Here is a 15,714-nt window from a genome sequence, read left to right on the forward strand (position 1 = left end):
GGCTACACCGTAGCACCGCACGGACCCGGCTCCGGAACCGTTCGGGTCACGATTCGACTGCGGTCGATGTCGTGCGCATCACGGGTCCCGCGATCTCCTATAGTGTGACCATCCTCACCGAGCTGCTGAAGGAGCTGCTATGAGCACTCATCCGCCGACGCCCGATTCCAGCGGGGCCCGATCCACCTCCAGCGCGTCCGTGGACGAGCTCGGCCACGTCGATCGCGGTCACGGCTTCGTCCGGGTCCTCGGCAACGTCGACGCGCTGTTCATCGGCTTCGGCGCGATGATCGGCTTCGGCTGGATCACTCTCACCGGCGGCTGGCTCGAGAGCGCCGGCACCCTCGGCGCGCTCCTCGCGTTCGTCGTCGGCGGCATCATCATGGGCTTCGTCGGCGTCGTCTACTCCGAGCTCGTCGCCGCGATGCCCCACGCCGGCGGTGAGCACAACTACCTCATCCGCGGCATGGGCCCGCGTCTGTCGCTGCTCGGCTCGTGGGCGATCACCGGCGGGTACATCAGCGTGGTGATGTTCGAGGCGGTGGCGTTCCCGCGGACGATCGAATACCTCTTCCCGAACTTCCAGCAGATCCACCTGTGGACGATCGCCGACTTCGACGTGCACCTGACCTGGGCGCTCGCCGGGACGATCGGTTCGCTCATCGTCATGTGGATCAACATCCGGGGGGTCAAGGTCGCCGGTCTCGTCCAGACCTTCGTCGTGAGCTTCCTCGTCATCATGGCGTTCCTCCTGCTCGCAGGCGGAGTCGTCGGCGGCGAGCTGTCGAACACCCAGCCGCTGTTCAACGGCGGGGCGATCGGCTTCGTCGCGGTGCTCGGCGCGGTGCCGTTCCTCTTCGTCGGCTTCGACGTCATCCCGCAGTCGGCGGAGGAGATCAAGGTCCCGCCGAAGCAGATCGGCAAGCTCGTCGTCATGTCGGTGGTCATGGCGGTGCTGTTCTACCTCATCATCATCTTCTCGACCTCGCTCGCGCTGCCCGCGTCCCAGCTCGCCTCGTTCGACCTCGTCACCGCCGATGCCCTCGCCGATCTCATGGGCCACCCGATCTGGGGCGACATCGTCATCGCCGGCGGCCTCGCCGGCATCATCACCTCGTGGATCGCCTTCCTCATGGGTGCCTCGCGCCTCATGTGGGCGATGGCGAACTCCGGGATGATCCCGGCCTGGTTCGGCAAGCTCCACCCCAAGTACCGCACCCCGGTCAACGCCCTCCTGTTCATCGGCATCCTGTCGGCCTTCGCCCCGTTCGCCGGCACCGCGATGCTCGGCTGGGTCGTCGACTCCGGCTCGCCGATGATCGTCTTCGCCTACGGCCTCGTCGCCGTCGCGTTCGTCATCCTGCGCAAGAAGGAGCCGGGCATGGATCGCCCGCTGCGCGTGGGCGGCAAGGGCGGCGCCGGCATCGCCATCGGCATCATCGCCGCGGTGCTCTGCGCCATCCTGATCATCATGTACATCCCGGAGCTCACCCCGATCTCGGTCACCCTCGCATGGCAGTCGTACCTGATGTTCGGCCTGTGGATGCTCGCCGGCGTACTGCTGATGTTCCGCCTGCCCGGGGGCATCAAGCCCGGCCCCGACGCCGAGCACGAGCTCCTCACGCAGATCAACGAGAGGAAGCGCCGGAAGTGACGAGCACCGACTGCTCGACCGGCGGCGGCGCTTCGGCAGCCGCCCCGGCCGACGCCTCCTCCGCCGTGCCCGAGGCGCCCGCTCGCCCGGGCGCGGACGGCCGGGGCAGGTCCTTCCGCACCCTTCTCGCGGAGCGCTACAGCGTCCGCCACTTCACCGGGGAGCCGGTCACCGAGGAGCAGCTCACCGCCGTCCTCGAGACCGCGCAGCGCACCCCGTCGTGGTCGAACACCCAGGCCTGGCAGGTGCACGTGCTCACCGACGAGGTGCTCCGCGAGATCGGCCGGCGCCTGCGCGCCGCGGTGACGGCCCGGACCCAGCAGAAGACGGTCGTGTCCGACCTCGCGCTGCCCGGCCGGTTCACCGAGGAGCAGATGCACCGCAAGCGGGTGACCGGCTACGGGCGCTACGAGTCGCTCGGGATCGACCGGAAGGACAGGGTGGGCCGGTTCGAGGCCTCGCTGGCGAACTTCGAGTTCTTCGGCGCTCCCGTCGGTCTCGTCATCACCTCGACCCGGGAGGTCGGCCCCTACGGCTGGGTGGACACCGGCGCCTACATCGGCACGCTCCAGTACGCGGCGTGGGAGGCGGGCCTGGGCGCGTGCGCGCTCGGCTCGATCGGCATGCACGCCGATCTCATCCACCGCTACCTGGGACTCGCCGATGACGTCGACGTCATCGCCGGGATGGCGCTCGGGCACCCGGATCACGCCGCTCCCGGCAACACCTACCGCACCGAACGGGCTCCCCTGTCCGAGGTCGTCCACCGCGTCGAGACCCTCAACGACTGAAATCCGCACACGCATGGGCCTGCCGCTGCACGACTGTCCCGCGAAAACTGCAAGCGCCCACCCGACCTGAACAGGTTGTGGGGGCGATTGCAGGAATCGCGGGATCTTCGAGGACCGGACAGTTGACGGAGCCGCCGGCCGCTCGCGGCGCACTACCCGCGGACCGTCCGCGGGACGAGTGCCATCGCGATCACACCGAGCACGGCGACGACGGCGAACAGGTGGAAGCCCCAGGGGTAGGCGATCCCCGCGGCGACGAGCGCTCCCGTGAGGAACGGCCCGACGATCGCCCCGAGCCGCCCCACCCCGGCGGCGAGCCCGAGCGCCGTGCCGCGCACCTCGGCCGGGTACACCGACGACACGTACGCATAGACGAGGACCTGCGCGGAGAACACGAACGCGCCCGTGGCGAAGATCGCGAGGTGGAGCACCACCGGGTTCTCCATCCGCACGCTGAGCAGGGCGAGGAGCACCGCGGTCGCACCGAACCACAGGAGCACCATCGGCCGGGTGCCGTACCGGTCCGCGGTCCGGCCGGCGACCACGAGCCCCACCACCGCGCCGAGGTTGAGGACGAGGAGCATGACGAGCGAGGCGGACAGCCGGTACCCGGCCTCCTCCATGATCGACGGCAGCCAGGTGTTGAGGCCATAGACGAGGAGCAGGCCCATGAAGCTCGCCACCCACACCCCGATCGTCACCCGCGCGAACCCGCCGGAGAACAGGCCCCCGCGCCCGGTTGCAGAAGCCGGATCCGCCGGGTCACCCGCCGAGGCGCTCGCCGGGCCTCCTGCTGCCGCGGCCGCCGCCGTTCCTGCCGACGGCCCCGCAGCGGATCCACCGACACCACGCGCCGCGGCCCGGGCACTGCGTGCGGCGAGGAAGGCCGGGGACTCCGGCAGCCGCAGCCAGAGGACGGGCAGGAGGAGGAAGCCGACGATCCCGCCGCCGAGGAACAGGAGCTGCCAGTCCGCTCCGGCGAGCACGGCGAGAAGCGCCGCGAGCACCGCACCCGTGTGGTAGCCGGTCATCGTCAGGGTCGTCGCCCGCGCCGTGCTCCCGGCACCGGAGTACTCGCCCACGTAGGTGAGCGCGGTCGGCAGGACCGCGCCGAGCCCCATCCCGGCGATCAGCCGGAACACCGCGAACCACAGGACGCTCGGCGCGAAGGGCACGAGCACGGTGAAGATGCTGAAGACGACGACGCAGGCGAGGATCGCCGCCCGGCGCCCCACCCGATCGGCGAGGAAGCCGATGCCGGCGGCCCCGAGGCCCACCCCCACGAGGCTGAGCGTCGCCACCGCGGTCGCCGCCTCAGCGGTGAAGCCGAGGTGCCCGGTGGAGAGCAGGGTGGGGATGACCGCGCCGAGCACGACGAGCTCGAAGCCCTCGAGCATGACGACGATCCAGCACAGGATCGCGGGCCGGCGCGAGGCGCGACCGGGCACGGCGGCTGTCGCCGCCGAGGATGCGGTGGCGGTCGAGTCGGTCGCGGTTGCGGCGGGGTGCGAGGCGTCAGGGGTCATCAGGTCACAGCCCATTCGTTCGGATCCGGCGGTGCAGCGGCTCCGGGTCGGGGTCGCGGACCGAGCCTACCGCCGCGCGCCGGCCACCGCAGTCCGGCCGCCGCAGGCCCCGATCACTCCGTGCCGGAGACCACCCCTGCCGCGGTGAGCCGGTCGATCTCCGCCGCGTCGAAGCCTGCGGCGCGGAGCACCTCGGCGGTGTGGGCACCGGTCCGCGGGGCAGGTGCGGGGTGTTCGAAAGGCGCGCCGTCGGAGTCGCCGCCGGCCCAGGTGGCTCCGCCGGCCGGGGCGAACCGCGGCGCCAGCCCGGGCTGCCGGACGCCGTCGGCGTCGCGGTAGAACACGGCGCGCGCGGAGTTGTGGACGTCCGCCTCGGCCTCGTCGAAGGAGAGGATCGGGAACACGCAGCCGTCGGTGCCGTCGAAGATCTCGACGAGCTCGTCCCGGGTGCGGGCGGCGATCGCCTCGGTGAAGGCGGCACGGATCTGCGGCCAGGTCTCCTGCTTGCGATAGTCGAAGGTGCCGAACTTCCCGGGCATCCGGTCCCCGATGTCGAGGCCGTCGATGACGACCTTGAAGAACTGCGGCTCGATGCAGCCGACGGACACCCACTGCCCGTCATTCGTCTCGTAGCGGTCGTAGAACGGCGCACCGGAGTCGAGGATGTTCGTACCGCGCCCCTCTCTCCACAGGCCCTGGGCGGCGAATCCGTGCATCATCGCCCACAGGAGGTTGGCGCCGTCGATCATCGCCGCGTCGATGACCGCACCCTGACCGCTGGTCCGCGCGCGCACGAGCGCGGCGAGCATGCCGACGGCGAGCACCATGCCGCCGCCGCCGAAGTCGCCGATGAGGTTGGCGGGGAACTGCGGGCCCTCGCCGGCGCGGCCGAGCTGGTGGAGGACGCCGGCCGAGGCGATGTAGTTCATGTCGTGCCCGGCGACCTGCGCGCGCGGCCCGGTCTGCCCGTAGCCGGTGATGCGGCCGTAGACGAGTGCCGGGTTCTCCGCCATGAGCTCGGCCGGGCCGAGGCCGAGGCGCTCGGCGACCCCCGGCCGGAAGCCCTCGAGGCAGGCGTCGGCCCCGGCGACGAGGCGGCGGACCACCGCGACGCCCTCGGGCTGCTTGAGGTCGACGACGATCGACTTCTTGCCGCGATCGAGCACCGGGCTGTTCGGCACGCCCTGCTCGCTCGGGCGCTGGAGGCGGATGACCTCGGCGCCGAGGTCGGCGAGCACGAGCGCGGCGAAGGGACCGGGACCGATGCCGCCGAGGTCGATGATGCGGAAGCCCTCGAGCGGCTTGAGCGCGGCCGGAGATCCGGACGTCCCGGCGGAACCGGCGGCGGTGGGTGATCCCTGCGGGGCGGGCGAGGTGTGGTCTGAGCTGGTCACGGTGCGTCCTCCGGGGCTGGTGGCGGCGGTCGGACGAGGGTCGCCCATCCTGTGCGAACCCGGGCGCGCCACGATGCACGACCCGCGTTCAAAACAGTTACCGAATGATTGATTAGCTTAAGATTAGAGGGCCGGTGCCCGGTCCGCAATGATGGTCCGGGAACGCATGTCCACCCCTGCGATCGCACTGCCGATCCCGAACCCGATCCGATACCCGATCCGCCGAGAGGAACCTCCGTGTCCGAAGTCTTCATCCACCGTCCGCAGATCCGCTGGTCCGACCAGGACATCCTCGGGCACGTGAACAACGGCCGGATCGTCACCCTCATCGAGGAGGGGCGGATCAATTGGCTCGTCGGGATGCGCGGGCGCGATTCGATCAGCGCCCCGAAGCTCGCGGTGCGCCTCGAGCTCGACTACCGGAAGCCGGTGATGTACGGCCCCGAGCTCGTCCTCGAGCTGCGGATCGCGCGTGTGGGGAACAGCTCGTTCACCATCCGCACGACCGGCATCCAGGAGGACGAGGTCGTGTTCGAGGCGCTCAACGTCATGGTCACCGTCGACCCGGAGACCAAGCGGCCGCGCCCGATCAGCGAGAAGGACAAGGCCTACCTGCGCACCTACATGGACGACGAGGGCTGATCACCGGTCCCCGGGCAGCGCTGCTCCGCACTCCGGGGCCGGCACCGGCGCGCCCACGCCCGCCCCCGGGGACCGGCACGCCCACGCGGACGACCCACAGGACCGGAATGTGCATGTGCATGTGACGATGTGTGCGATCTCGCGCGGGGCGGTATACACGTCCTATGGACACCGATGAACGGATGAACTGGGAAGCCCGGTACGCGCAGGCCCCGGAGACCTCGGTCGAGGGGGCGGAGCCGGATCGCGAGCTCCTCGCCCTCCTCACGGAGATCACCCGGCAGGACGCCCCTTCCGACGCCGGGCCCGCCGTGCGGGGAGCCGCAGCGCGGACGGCGGTGGACCTCGGCTCCGGTACCGGACGCAACACCCGTGCCCTCGTCGAGGCCGGTCTGCGCACCACCGCCGTGGACTTCTCACCGACGGCGATCGCCGCGCTGTGGAAGCGGGCGCTCGCCGAGGGGTGGGATCGCGGACTGCTCGGCATCACCGGCGACCTCATGGAATGGATGGAGTCGACCGCCGAGCACTACGACCTCGTCGTCGGCGCGTACCTCCACGGAGTCGACGGCGCACTCGAGGGAGCGCTCCGTCTGCTGCGCCCCGGCGGCCGGCTGCTGTGGACGACGCATGCGCCGGAGTCGCCGCACGGCCCGCCGCCGCACGTCCCGCGCCCGGACGTCGACGCCGTGCGAGCGGAAGCCGCGCGCGTCCCCGGGATCACCGTGGAGCGCCTCGACCGGACGGGCCGGGGCACGCACACCGTCGACATCGTGCTGCTCGCCCGCCGCGGCTGACCCGCCGCGACCTGCCCGCCCGCCTCACATGAGCGGCCCGGCGCCCGCCTCACATGAGCGGGCTGCGGGGGAAGGGGAGGAGCTCCTCGACCGCGGCGGCGACGGTGAACACCGAGTCGTCGGCGAACGGATGGCCGACGATCTGCACGCTCGTCGGCACGCCGGTGGGCCCGATGCCGCTCGGCACCGCCATGACGGGGCACCGGTTGGCGATGTTGAACGGGATCGTCATGTGCGCCTGCCAGTAGAAGTCGAGCGGGCCGGCCGGCCGCTCGAGCGCCTCGAGGTAGGCATTGTCCGCCTCGAGCGCGCCGATCGCCGAGGTCGGGGTGAGGAGCGCATCGAATCCGGCCATCGCGTCCGCGATCTGCGCCTGCACCTTCGTCTCGAGATCGGCGGCCTCGAGGAGGCTGATCCGCTCGGCGAAGTCGCGGGTGTACTCGACGAACCGCTTGGAGTACGGCTCGAGGAGGTCGAGGTCGCCGCCGCACATGCGCGTCATGTTCTGCGCGATGAGGTGACCGTAATGGGCGCTCGAGGCGTCGGTGACGTCGGCGAGCGAGAGCGCGAGGTCGATCTCGACGAGCTCCGCCCCGGCCCCGCGCAGCGCCGCCACCACGGTGTCGAGGCCGGCGGCCACCTCGGGGTCGACGTCGTAGCAGCCGAGGTCCCGGGAGACGGCGATCCGCATCCCGGCCACGCCGGCCGCACCGGCGAACGCGGTGGGCAGGACGTGTGCGGGCGCGATCGTCGCGTGGTCGCCGGCGTGCGGACCGACGATGATGTTCGTCGCGTAGGCGGTGTCGGCGACGGTGCGGGCGAGGACGTGGTCGCCGCGGTACCAGTCGGTGTTGAGCGGCACCACGCCGGGTGTCCGACCGTAGGGCGTCTTGAAGCCCGGCAGTCCGCCGAACGCGGCGGGGATCCGGGTCGATCCGGCGATGTCCGAGGCGGTGGCGAGCGGCCCGTAGCCGGCGGCGACCGCGGCACCGGAGCCGCCCGAGGAGCCGCCGGGGGTGCAGTCCGGGTTGAAGGGGTTGCGGGTGGTGCCCCAGGCCGCGGTCTGCGTGAAGGTCGCGCAGGAGAACTCCGGCGTGGTGGTGCGGGCGAAGGGGATCGCACCCGCCTCCCGCAGCCGCGCGACGACCGGATGGTCCGCCGGCGCGGTCTGCCCGGCGAGCACCCGCGACCCGCGAGTCGCGGAGCAGCCGGCAACGTTGTGCTGCTCCTTGACGAGCAGCGGCACCCCGAGCAGGGCCGGCAGCGGGGTGTCGGCATCTGCGCGGGCGTACACCTCGGCGGCGGCCTGCGCGGCCTGCCGGGCCGGCTCGTCCATGACGTCCATGACCGCGTTGATCTCCCCGTCATGCGCGGCGATCCTGCTGGTCAGATGGGTCAGATACTCCACGGGGGAGAGCTCGCGGGAGCGGAAGGCGGCGATCACGTCGAGGACGCTCATGTGGTGCAGTTCACTCATGGGGCCAGTGTGCCATTCTTCCCCGGCTCCCGCCCGGGCGGTCTCGCACTCCGTACACACGGACCGATCCGGCGCACCCCGCGGTGAGCAGCCCGGCGCGGACGCTGAGTCGCGCGCTCAGGCGGAGCCGATATTCTTGGGACCACGAGGGAGGCGGCACGGCGCCGCACCGGGGGGCGACCCTGCGGTGCGCGGGCGCGACGACGAACCGGCCGACACGCACACGATGACATCTGAGGACTCCGCACGCCGACGTGCGCGACAGGTGACCCTGTTCCTCGACGTCGACGGCGTGCTCAACTCCTACCCGGTGACCGGCATGCGCTTCTACCGCGAACGGCGCCGCCGCGTCCACGCCTGGAACTACGAGCTCCACTTCCGCCCGGCGGTCGTGCGCCGCCTCGAGCGGCTCGTCGAGCAGCGCCTGGTCGACCTCGTGTGGCTCTCGACCTGGTCCGACCGGTGCACGACCGAGCTCGAGCCCACGCTCGGCTTCCGCGGCACCTACCCCGTCATCCCCATGCCCGACGACTCCTACAACCGCTTCGCCGGCGATCCGCAGAGCTGGTGGAAGGCCCATGCTGTCGAGGCCTGGCTCGCCGACCACCCCGACGAGCGCGCGATCTGGATCGACGACGACCTCGCGGCCCCCGCCACCTACTCCTACTTCTCCGAGACCTACCCCGGCCGGCTCCTCCTCATCGCCCCCGAGTTCAGCCGCGGGCTCACCGCCGAGCACTTCCGCCGCATCAGCGCCTTCACCCACCCCCGGCCGCACCCCACCGCCGCGACCACCCGCCTGCTCAGCCGCAGACGGCGCACCGCCGCCGAGGCGCCCGCAGCTGCCGGCACCGCGCCGGCCGACCGATCCGAGAACGCACTCGTCGCCCCCAAGGCCTCGGCCGCCGGGTCCACGGAAAGGACTGAGACATGTCTCGCCCCCGCACGCCGCTGGTCGGGTTCATCGACTCCGGCCTCGGCCTCGTCGACTTCGCCGACGCGTTCCACCGCCGCGTCCCGCACGCCGACCTCCTCCTCTCCATGGACCCCGACTGGATGCCCTACGGGGCGCTCGATGCCGAGGTGGTCGCCGAGCGCATCATCGCCTCCGCCCAGGTGTTCTCCCCGTGGGAGCCCGATGCCGTCGTCATCGCGTGCAACACCGGCTCGGTCCACGGGCTGGCCCCGCTGCGCGCGCAGCTCGAGCCGGGCACCCCGGTGATCGGCACCGTGCCGGCGATCAAGACCGCCGCCGACGCTGGTGAGCCGTTCGCCGTGTGGGCCACCCGCGCCACCACCGTCAGCGACTACCAGCGCGGACTCATCGAGGAGTTCGCCGCCGAGGCCGAGGTGCACCCGGTGGCGTGCGCCGGGCTCGCCGAGGCGATCGACAGCGCCGAGCTCGCCGCCGTCGACACCGCGATCGACGCGGCCATCGCCGCCACCCCCGAGCATGTGGAGACGATCGTGCTCGGCTGCACCCACTACGGCCTCGTCGAGGACCGGATCCGCGCCCGCCGACCGGCCACCCGCAATCTCCACGACTCGCCGCACGCCGTGGCCCGGCAGACAGCGCGGCGCCTCGGCCTCGACCCGGACGACCCGGCGCTCGCCGCCGGCCACGGTGCGGGCACCGGCGGGCGGGTGCTCGCCACGTACATGTCGGGGCGCCGCTCGGCCCTGCCCGACACGCTCGACGCGTACCCGGCCGGGCTGCGGCTGCGCAGGATCGAGGCTCACGGATGACCGCCTTCACGCCCTTCGACCCCGTCAGCGCCCTCGCTCGGATGCGCACCACCGTGATCGTGCAGGGTGTGCTGTCCGTGCTCGCCGGCCTTCTCATGGCGGTGTTCCCGGACTTCGCGCTCCTCGTCATCGTCGTCCTGTGCGCGGCGTGGCTCCTGGCCGACGGCGTCCTCGCGCTGCTGCGTCTGGCCTCCCGGCGCTCCGGCTCCCGCTCCGGCTGGCCGCTGGCGCGCGGACTCCTGGCGATCGGACTCGGTGTCCTCGTGCTCCTGCTGCCAGGCGAGTCCGCGGCGGTCATCGCCGTCATCGCCGGACTGTGGGCGTTCCTGCTCGGCGGGCTGGCGGTGCTCGGCGCACTCGCCCTGCGCCGGCTGGGCGGATCCCTGTGGTGGGGCCTGCTGCTGCTCGGCGGGTTCGGGCTGGTGCTCGGCGCCGTGCTGCTGCTCGACCCGGCGGCCGGCATCGGTGCGGTGCTGTGGCTCGTCGCCGCCTTCCTCGTCCTCCAGGGTGTCGCCGCAATCCTCCTCGGCGTCCGGTTGGGACGCGCGCTCGGGCGGGCCGCGGCAGGGCAGAACGGCCTCGGCGGCCTCGGCGGGCGGACCGGCGCCGGCGGGCCGGTGGTGTTCGGCGGGCCCGGTTTCGGTGGGCCGGTGGTGTTCGGCGGGCCCGGTTTCGGTGGGCCCGGTTTCGGTGGGCCCGGTGGATCCGGCGGGTCGGCGCACTCCGGGCCGACCGGTTCCGCGCGTGGCTCCGAGGATCCCGCCCCGCCCGGCTGGATCACCGGCGAGCTCGCCGATGACGAGGACGCGGGCACCACGGGTGGGAACAGCGCACCGCAGGACGAGGACGACGACCGCCGCCGCGGGGGCTCCGGATCGCGAGACGGTATTTGACCGTTCGACTCCCGGTGGCGTTCAATTCTGGGGTGACCACGCATCCTCTGAGCCCGCTGTGCTGGCGGCGCCTCCACATCGACCTCATGCGCGTCACCACCGTCATCTGTTGACGTCCTCCCTGCACCGTCGCTGAACAGCATTCACCGACGAGCGCCGGGGACCACTCTGCAGGTTCCCCGGGCATGTCAGTGCGAATGCACCTTTCAACTGCCGCTGCAGTGCGGTTACCCGTCAGTATCCGCACTGGTTCGCCCCGGGAACCGACTGACCGCACCGTGATGCCCCGCGTCCTGCTGTGTGCGCACACAGCCGCGCCTCCCCGCCCCCGGGCACTTCACCGCGTCATCTCCACCCCCGGGCACTCCACCGCATCTTCCGGCCCACCGGGCCCTCGTCACCAAGGACCAGCCATGACCACCTCGCCCCGCCCACCCGCCGACCGTCCGGGCTCCACGAATCCCTCCGCCGCTGATTCCGCACCCGGCTCCGGCTCCACGCACGCCTCCGTCCAGGAGCACCTCGACCGCCGTCGGGCCGGCCGCCGGCGGGGGATGATCGTCGCCGCGATCCTCGCCGTGCTCGCACTCGTCGCCGTCGGCATCGTCGCGCTCACCCAGCGCTCCGGCGGTGAGGGCGGTGCCGGAGGGGCCGCCGGCGAGCTCACCGCGCTGCGCATCGCCGACACCGCGCAGAGCGACTACCAGGACGCGATCATCGAGGTGGGCCGGGAGAACGGCCTCGACCTCGAGTTCGTCAACTTCGACGACCCGTACCTGCCGAACACCGCGCTGCTCGAGGGCGAGGTCGACGCGAACTCCTTCCAGCACATCGCCTGGCTCAGCGCGTTCAACGGTGAGAACGACTCCGACATCACCCCGCTGTTCTCGACGAACATCTCCCAGTGGGGCCTCTACTCCTCGACCGTCACCGACCTCGCCGAGCTGCCCGACGGCGCCCGCATCGCGATGCCGGACGACCCCTCGAACTTCTCCCGCGCCCTGTTCATCCTGCAGAGCGCCGGCCTGCTCGAGATCAGCGACGAGGAGGGTTTCTACCCGACCGAGGAGCAGATCACCGCGAACCCGAAGAACATCGAGTTCGCCCGGCTCGCCCACGAATCCGTGCAGACGGCCTACGAGGACCCGTCCGTCGACGGCGTCGTCGTCGGCACCGACGACTTCGACCCGGCGCTCGGCATCACCGTCGACGACGCCCTCCAGGCCGAGGATCCCGAGGCGCCCTCCTCCGTGCCGTACACGATCATCGTCGCCACGATGCCCGACCGCGCCGAGGACCCGGTGTGGGAGCAGCTCGAGGAGACCTACCGCGACCAGCGGGTCGTCGACGCCTTCAACGAGGAGAAGAACGGCCAGGCCTCCTACGTCGACCGCCCGCGCAGCGAGCTCCTCGATGCGCTCGAGGAGCTCGACAAGGCCCGCGAAACATGAGCGACCGGAGCAGCGCCTCGGCCGCGGCCGCCTCCTCGGCCGCTCACGAGCAGACCGGGCCGGCCGGCGCCTCCGCCACGACGCCGGGCACCCCGGCCACCCCGGGCACCGACCGGATCGTCCTGTCGGGGGTGTCGAAGACCTTCACCACGAAGCAGGGTGCCACCACCGCCGCGCTCGACGACGTCAACCTGTCGGTCGGGGCCGGGGAGATCTTCGGGCTCATCGGCCGTTCGGGCGCGGGCAAGTCGACGCTGCTGCGGATGATCAACGCGCTCGAGCGGCCCACCTCGGGCACGGTCGAGGTCGACGGCGTCGACCTCGCCGGGGTCACGGGCGACCGGCTGCGACGGCTGCGCCACGGCATCGGCATGGTGTTCCAGCAGTTCAACCTCATGAACTCGCGCACGGTATACGGCAACATCGCCGTCCCGCTGCAGCTCGCGGGGATGAAGGAGGCGCAGATCTCCGCCCGCGTGAGCGAGCTGCTCGACTTCGTGGGCCTCGGCGACAAGGCGTTCGTCAAGCCCCGGCAGCTGTCCGGCGGGCAGAAGCAGCGGGTCGGGATCGCCCGCGCGATCGCCAACCGGCCCTCGATCCTCCTGTCCGACGAGGCGACGAGCGCGCTCGACCCGCAGACCACCGGCGACATCGTCGACCTGCTGCGCTCGGTCAACGAGGAGTTCGGCATCACCATCGTCGTCGTCACCCATGAGATGGACGTCGTCAGCCGGCTCGCGGACCGGGTGGCGATCCTGTCGGCCGGGCGGGTCGTGGAGACCGGGGAGATCCAGCAGATCCTGTCCCGGCCGGCGCACCCGGTGACCGCCGGGCTCGTCGAGTCCTACACCCGGACCGCGCTCACCGAGGCGGAGAAGACCCAGCTGCGCGGCGAGTTCACCGACCACCGGATCTCCGTGACCGTCGACGACACCCTCGTCGGCACCCCGGTGCTGTCGCGGCTCGCCCGCGCGCACGCGGTGGACTTCTCGATCATCCAGGGCGGGGTGGCGCGCGTGAAGAACCACCCCTACGGCCAGCTCAGCCTCGCCCTCTACGGCGAGGACCGGGCGGTCGAGGCGTTCGTCGCCGAGCTCGGTGCGCAGGCGGAGGTGATCCGCTGGTGATCGACTTCGGAACCGTCGTCCCCAAGGTCGCCGACGCGCTCTTCGAGACGCTCTACATGGTCACCGCGGCGTTCCTCATCGCCGCCGTCGTCGGGCTCTCGCTCGGCATCTTCCTGTTCGCCACCCGCCCGGGCCAGATCCTCGGGAACCGGGCGGTCCACTTCGTCCTCAACTTCGTCGTCAACATCTTCCGCCCGATCCCGTTCATCATCCTGCTCGTCGCGCTCACCCCGGTGACGCGGGCGATCATCGGCACGAGCATCGGCCCGAGCGCGGCGATCCCGCCGCTCGCGATCGCCGGCGCGATGGGCATCGCCCGGGTCGCGGAATCCAACCTCGTCGCCGTCGACCCCGGCGTGGTCGAGGCCGCCGAGGCGATGGGCGCCCGACCGCTCCACATCCTCTTCGGGTTCGTCGTGCGCGAGGCGTTCGGCCCGCTGCTCCTTTCGCTGACCTTCATCTCGATCTCACTCATCGACGCCACCGCGGTCGCCGGCGCGGTGGGCGGCGGCGGCCTGGGCAACCTCGCGCTCACCTACGGCTACCAGCGGTTCGACTGGGCGGTGATGGCGCTCATCATCATCGTGCTCATCGTGCTCGTGCAGTGCGTCCAGTTCCTCGGGAACTGGATCGCGAAGAGATTCATCGACTAGGAGACCCATGACCCACCTCGACAGCACCTCACCCGCCGGCACCGCACCCACCGGCACCGATCCCGCGCGCACCCGGCTGCCCGGCGGCAGCTCTCTGCTCTCCGGCCTGCCCGGTCGGCAGGGGTTCGGGGACGCCAGCCTGATCCGGGTCGGCTCCGGCAGCATCGACCTCGGCGGCGGCAATCCGGACAGGTCCCTCCTCCCGGTCGACCTCTACCGCGAGGCCGTCCACGAGCTCATGGACTCCCCCGGCTACGGTGCGCGGCTGGGCTACGTGCCGGCGGCGGGCACGCCGTCGTTCCGCGCGCTCCTCGCCGAGCGCGAAGGCGTCTCACCCGAGCGGATCATCGTCACCAGCGGCGGCATCAACGGCCTCGCAGTCGCGGTGCTCGGCACCCTGGATCCAGGGGACACGATCGTCGTCGACGATCCGATCTTCCCGCTGTTCCTCCGCGTCCTCGACCTCGTGCCGGGCGTGCGGGTCGTGCCCGTCGGGGTGCAGGCCGACGGTCTCGACGTCGACGAGCTCGAGTCGCACCTCGCCGCCGGGGTACGTCCGCAGGCGGTGTTCACGGTGCCGACCTTCCACAATCCGGGCGGCGCGGTGCTGTCCGCCCAGAAGGCGCAGCGGATCACCGAGCTCGCCGAGCGCTGGGGGTTCACCGTGTTCGCCGACGACCCGTACCGGGAGCTCGCCTTCCCCGGGGCCGAGGTGCCCGCAGCTGCGTGGGTCCGCGACAGTGAGCACGTGATCGGGGTCAACACCTTCTCGAAGACCCTGGGGCCGGCGCTGCGGCTGGGGTACACCGTCGTCCCGTCGGCGCTCGCGGAGCAGTACGTCAAGCTCCGCAACCGGCTCGACGGGCAGGCGAGCGGGGTGCTCCAGGACATCGTCGAGCGGATCGTGGGGCGTCCCGAGTACGCGCAGGCCAATGCCGCCGCGGGTGCGGTGTACGCGCAGAAGGCCCGGGCGCTGCTCGATGCGCTGCACCGCGAGCTGCCGGGCGAGCTCGACATCATCGAGCCGCAGGGCGGGTTCTTCCTGTGGGCGCGGTTCCGCGACCAGCACGCCGACTTCGCGGCCCTGTTCGACGCCGCCCAGGACGAGGGGCTCGTCTACCAGCGCGGCGAATGGTTCGGGGTCACCCCGACGGGTGGCGCGGGCGGCGCTTCAGGTGCGGCGAGTGCGGCGGGTGCCGCCAGCGCGGCGGGCGCGGCGGGCGACGCTGTAGGCGCCGCGAATGCTGCGGGTCCTGCGGGCGGCGCTGCAGTCGCCGCGAATGTTGCGGGGGCGGCGGGCGGCGCTGCAGGCGCGACCGGCCAGGGCCTCGGCGGCGACCCCTCGCGCACTCGTGGGGCCGTGCGCCTGACCTTCGCCGAGCTCGACGTCCCCACGCTCGAGGAGGGCGCCGCCCGCCTCGGCCGCGCCTGGCGCCGCATCCACGGCTGAGGACGCACGCGGCAACGCAGCCGGTCCTTCCGGGGCCGGTTCAGGGCCGGTTCGGGTGCCGGTCCTTCCGAGACCGATTCCGTGCGACAGCCCCGTTCCGCAGTCACCCCAGT

Annotated in this window: 14 protein-coding genes; 11 read left to right on the forward strand and 3 right to left on the reverse strand. The window is 71.9% G+C overall.

Annotation, left to right across the window (positions count from 1 at the left end; genetic code table 11):
* Positions 1-139 precede the first annotated feature (139 nt).
* Complete coding sequence (locus tag ABD883_RS05865; RefSeq protein WP_345030647.1) at positions 140-1,654, forward strand: APC family permease; 1,515 nt, start codon at positions 140-142, stop codon at positions 1,652-1,654.
* On the forward strand, positions 1,651-2,445 hold the full coding sequence (locus ABD883_RS05870; RefSeq protein WP_345030650.1) for a nitroreductase: 795 nt from the start codon (positions 1,651-1,653) through the stop codon (positions 2,443-2,445). Before ABD883_RS05865 ends, ABD883_RS05870 begins: the two co-directional genes overlap by 4 nt.
* A 152-nt stretch (positions 2,446-2,597) precedes the next feature.
* Here the strand turns inward: ABD883_RS05870 and ABD883_RS05875 are convergent, their stop codons facing one another.
* Together ABD883_RS05875 and ABD883_RS05880 are read right to left on the reverse strand one after the other, a co-directional pair.
* A complete protein-coding gene (locus ABD883_RS05875) occupies positions 2,598-3,971 on the reverse strand; it encodes an MFS transporter (protein WP_345030653.1) in 1,374 nt (457 codons plus the stop codon).
* A 113-nt stretch (positions 3,972-4,084) separates the two neighbouring features.
* Positions 4,085-5,365, reverse strand: a complete 1,281-nt coding sequence (locus ABD883_RS05880; protein WP_295688999.1) for a CaiB/BaiF CoA transferase family protein — start codon at positions 5,363-5,365, stop codon at positions 4,085-4,087.
* A gap of 237 nt (positions 5,366-5,602) precedes the next feature.
* On the opposite strand from ABD883_RS05880, the gene ABD883_RS05885 reads away from it, so the two are divergent.
* On the forward strand, positions 5,603-6,007 hold the full coding sequence (locus tag ABD883_RS05885; protein WP_175406823.1) for an acyl-CoA thioesterase: 405 nt from the start codon (positions 5,603-5,605) through the stop codon (positions 6,005-6,007).
* 164 nt (positions 6,008-6,171) lie between these two features.
* On the forward strand, positions 6,172-6,804 hold the full coding sequence (locus ABD883_RS05890) for a class I SAM-dependent methyltransferase (RefSeq protein ID WP_137318364.1): 633 nt from the start codon (positions 6,172-6,174) through the stop codon (positions 6,802-6,804).
* A gap of 49 nt (positions 6,805-6,853) precedes the next feature.
* Here ABD883_RS05890 and ABD883_RS05895 read toward each other — a convergent pair whose 3' ends face one another.
* Entirely contained in the window at positions 6,854-8,281 is a 1,428-nt protein-coding gene (locus ABD883_RS05895) for an amidase (RefSeq protein ID WP_295689001.1), read from the reverse strand.
* 226 nt (positions 8,282-8,507) lie between these two features.
* On the opposite strand from ABD883_RS05895, the gene ABD883_RS05900 reads away from it, so the two are divergent.
* The 7 genes from ABD883_RS05900 (at position 8,508) to ABD883_RS05930 (ending at position 15,601) form a co-directional block, all read left to right on the forward strand.
* Entirely contained in the window at positions 8,508-9,503 is a 996-nt protein-coding gene (locus ABD883_RS05900; RefSeq protein ID WP_345030659.1) for an HAD domain-containing protein, read from the forward strand.
* Entirely contained in the window at positions 9,398-10,027 is a 630-nt protein-coding gene (locus ABD883_RS05905; protein ID WP_345030691.1) for a glutamate racemase, read from the forward strand. The genes ABD883_RS05900 and ABD883_RS05905 overlap by 106 nt, the downstream gene beginning before the upstream one ends.
* The gene (locus tag ABD883_RS05910) at positions 10,024-10,920 is read left to right on the forward strand and encodes an HdeD family acid-resistance protein (protein WP_295689004.1); all 897 of its coding nucleotides are present in this window, start codon (positions 10,024-10,026) and stop codon (positions 10,918-10,920) included. The genes ABD883_RS05905 and ABD883_RS05910 overlap by 4 nt, the downstream gene beginning before the upstream one ends.
* Positions 10,921-11,333: 413 nt before the next feature.
* Positions 11,334-12,371, forward strand: coding sequence for a MetQ/NlpA family ABC transporter substrate-binding protein (locus tag ABD883_RS05915; RefSeq protein ID WP_265809020.1), 1,038 nt, complete (start codon positions 11,334-11,336; stop codon positions 12,369-12,371).
* Entirely contained in the window at positions 12,368-13,498 is a 1,131-nt protein-coding gene (locus tag ABD883_RS05920; protein WP_345030665.1) for a methionine ABC transporter ATP-binding protein, read from the forward strand. The genes ABD883_RS05915 and ABD883_RS05920 overlap by 4 nt, the downstream gene beginning before the upstream one ends.
* Positions 13,495-14,151 (forward strand): methionine ABC transporter permease, encoded by a 657-nt coding sequence (locus ABD883_RS05925; RefSeq protein WP_247618380.1) that lies wholly within the window; start codon positions 13,495-13,497, stop codon positions 14,149-14,151. Before ABD883_RS05920 ends, ABD883_RS05925 begins: the two co-directional genes overlap by 4 nt.
* Positions 14,152-14,158: 7 nt before the next feature.
* Entirely contained in the window at positions 14,159-15,601 is a 1,443-nt protein-coding gene (locus ABD883_RS05930; protein WP_345030668.1) for an aminotransferase-like domain-containing protein, read from the forward strand.
* The last annotated feature ends 113 nt before the right edge of the window (positions 15,602-15,714 follow it).

The sequence above is a fragment of the Brevibacterium pityocampae genome (assembly GCF_039541555.1).
GTDB lineage: Bacteria > Actinomycetota > Actinomycetes > Actinomycetales > Brevibacteriaceae > Brevibacterium > Brevibacterium pityocampae.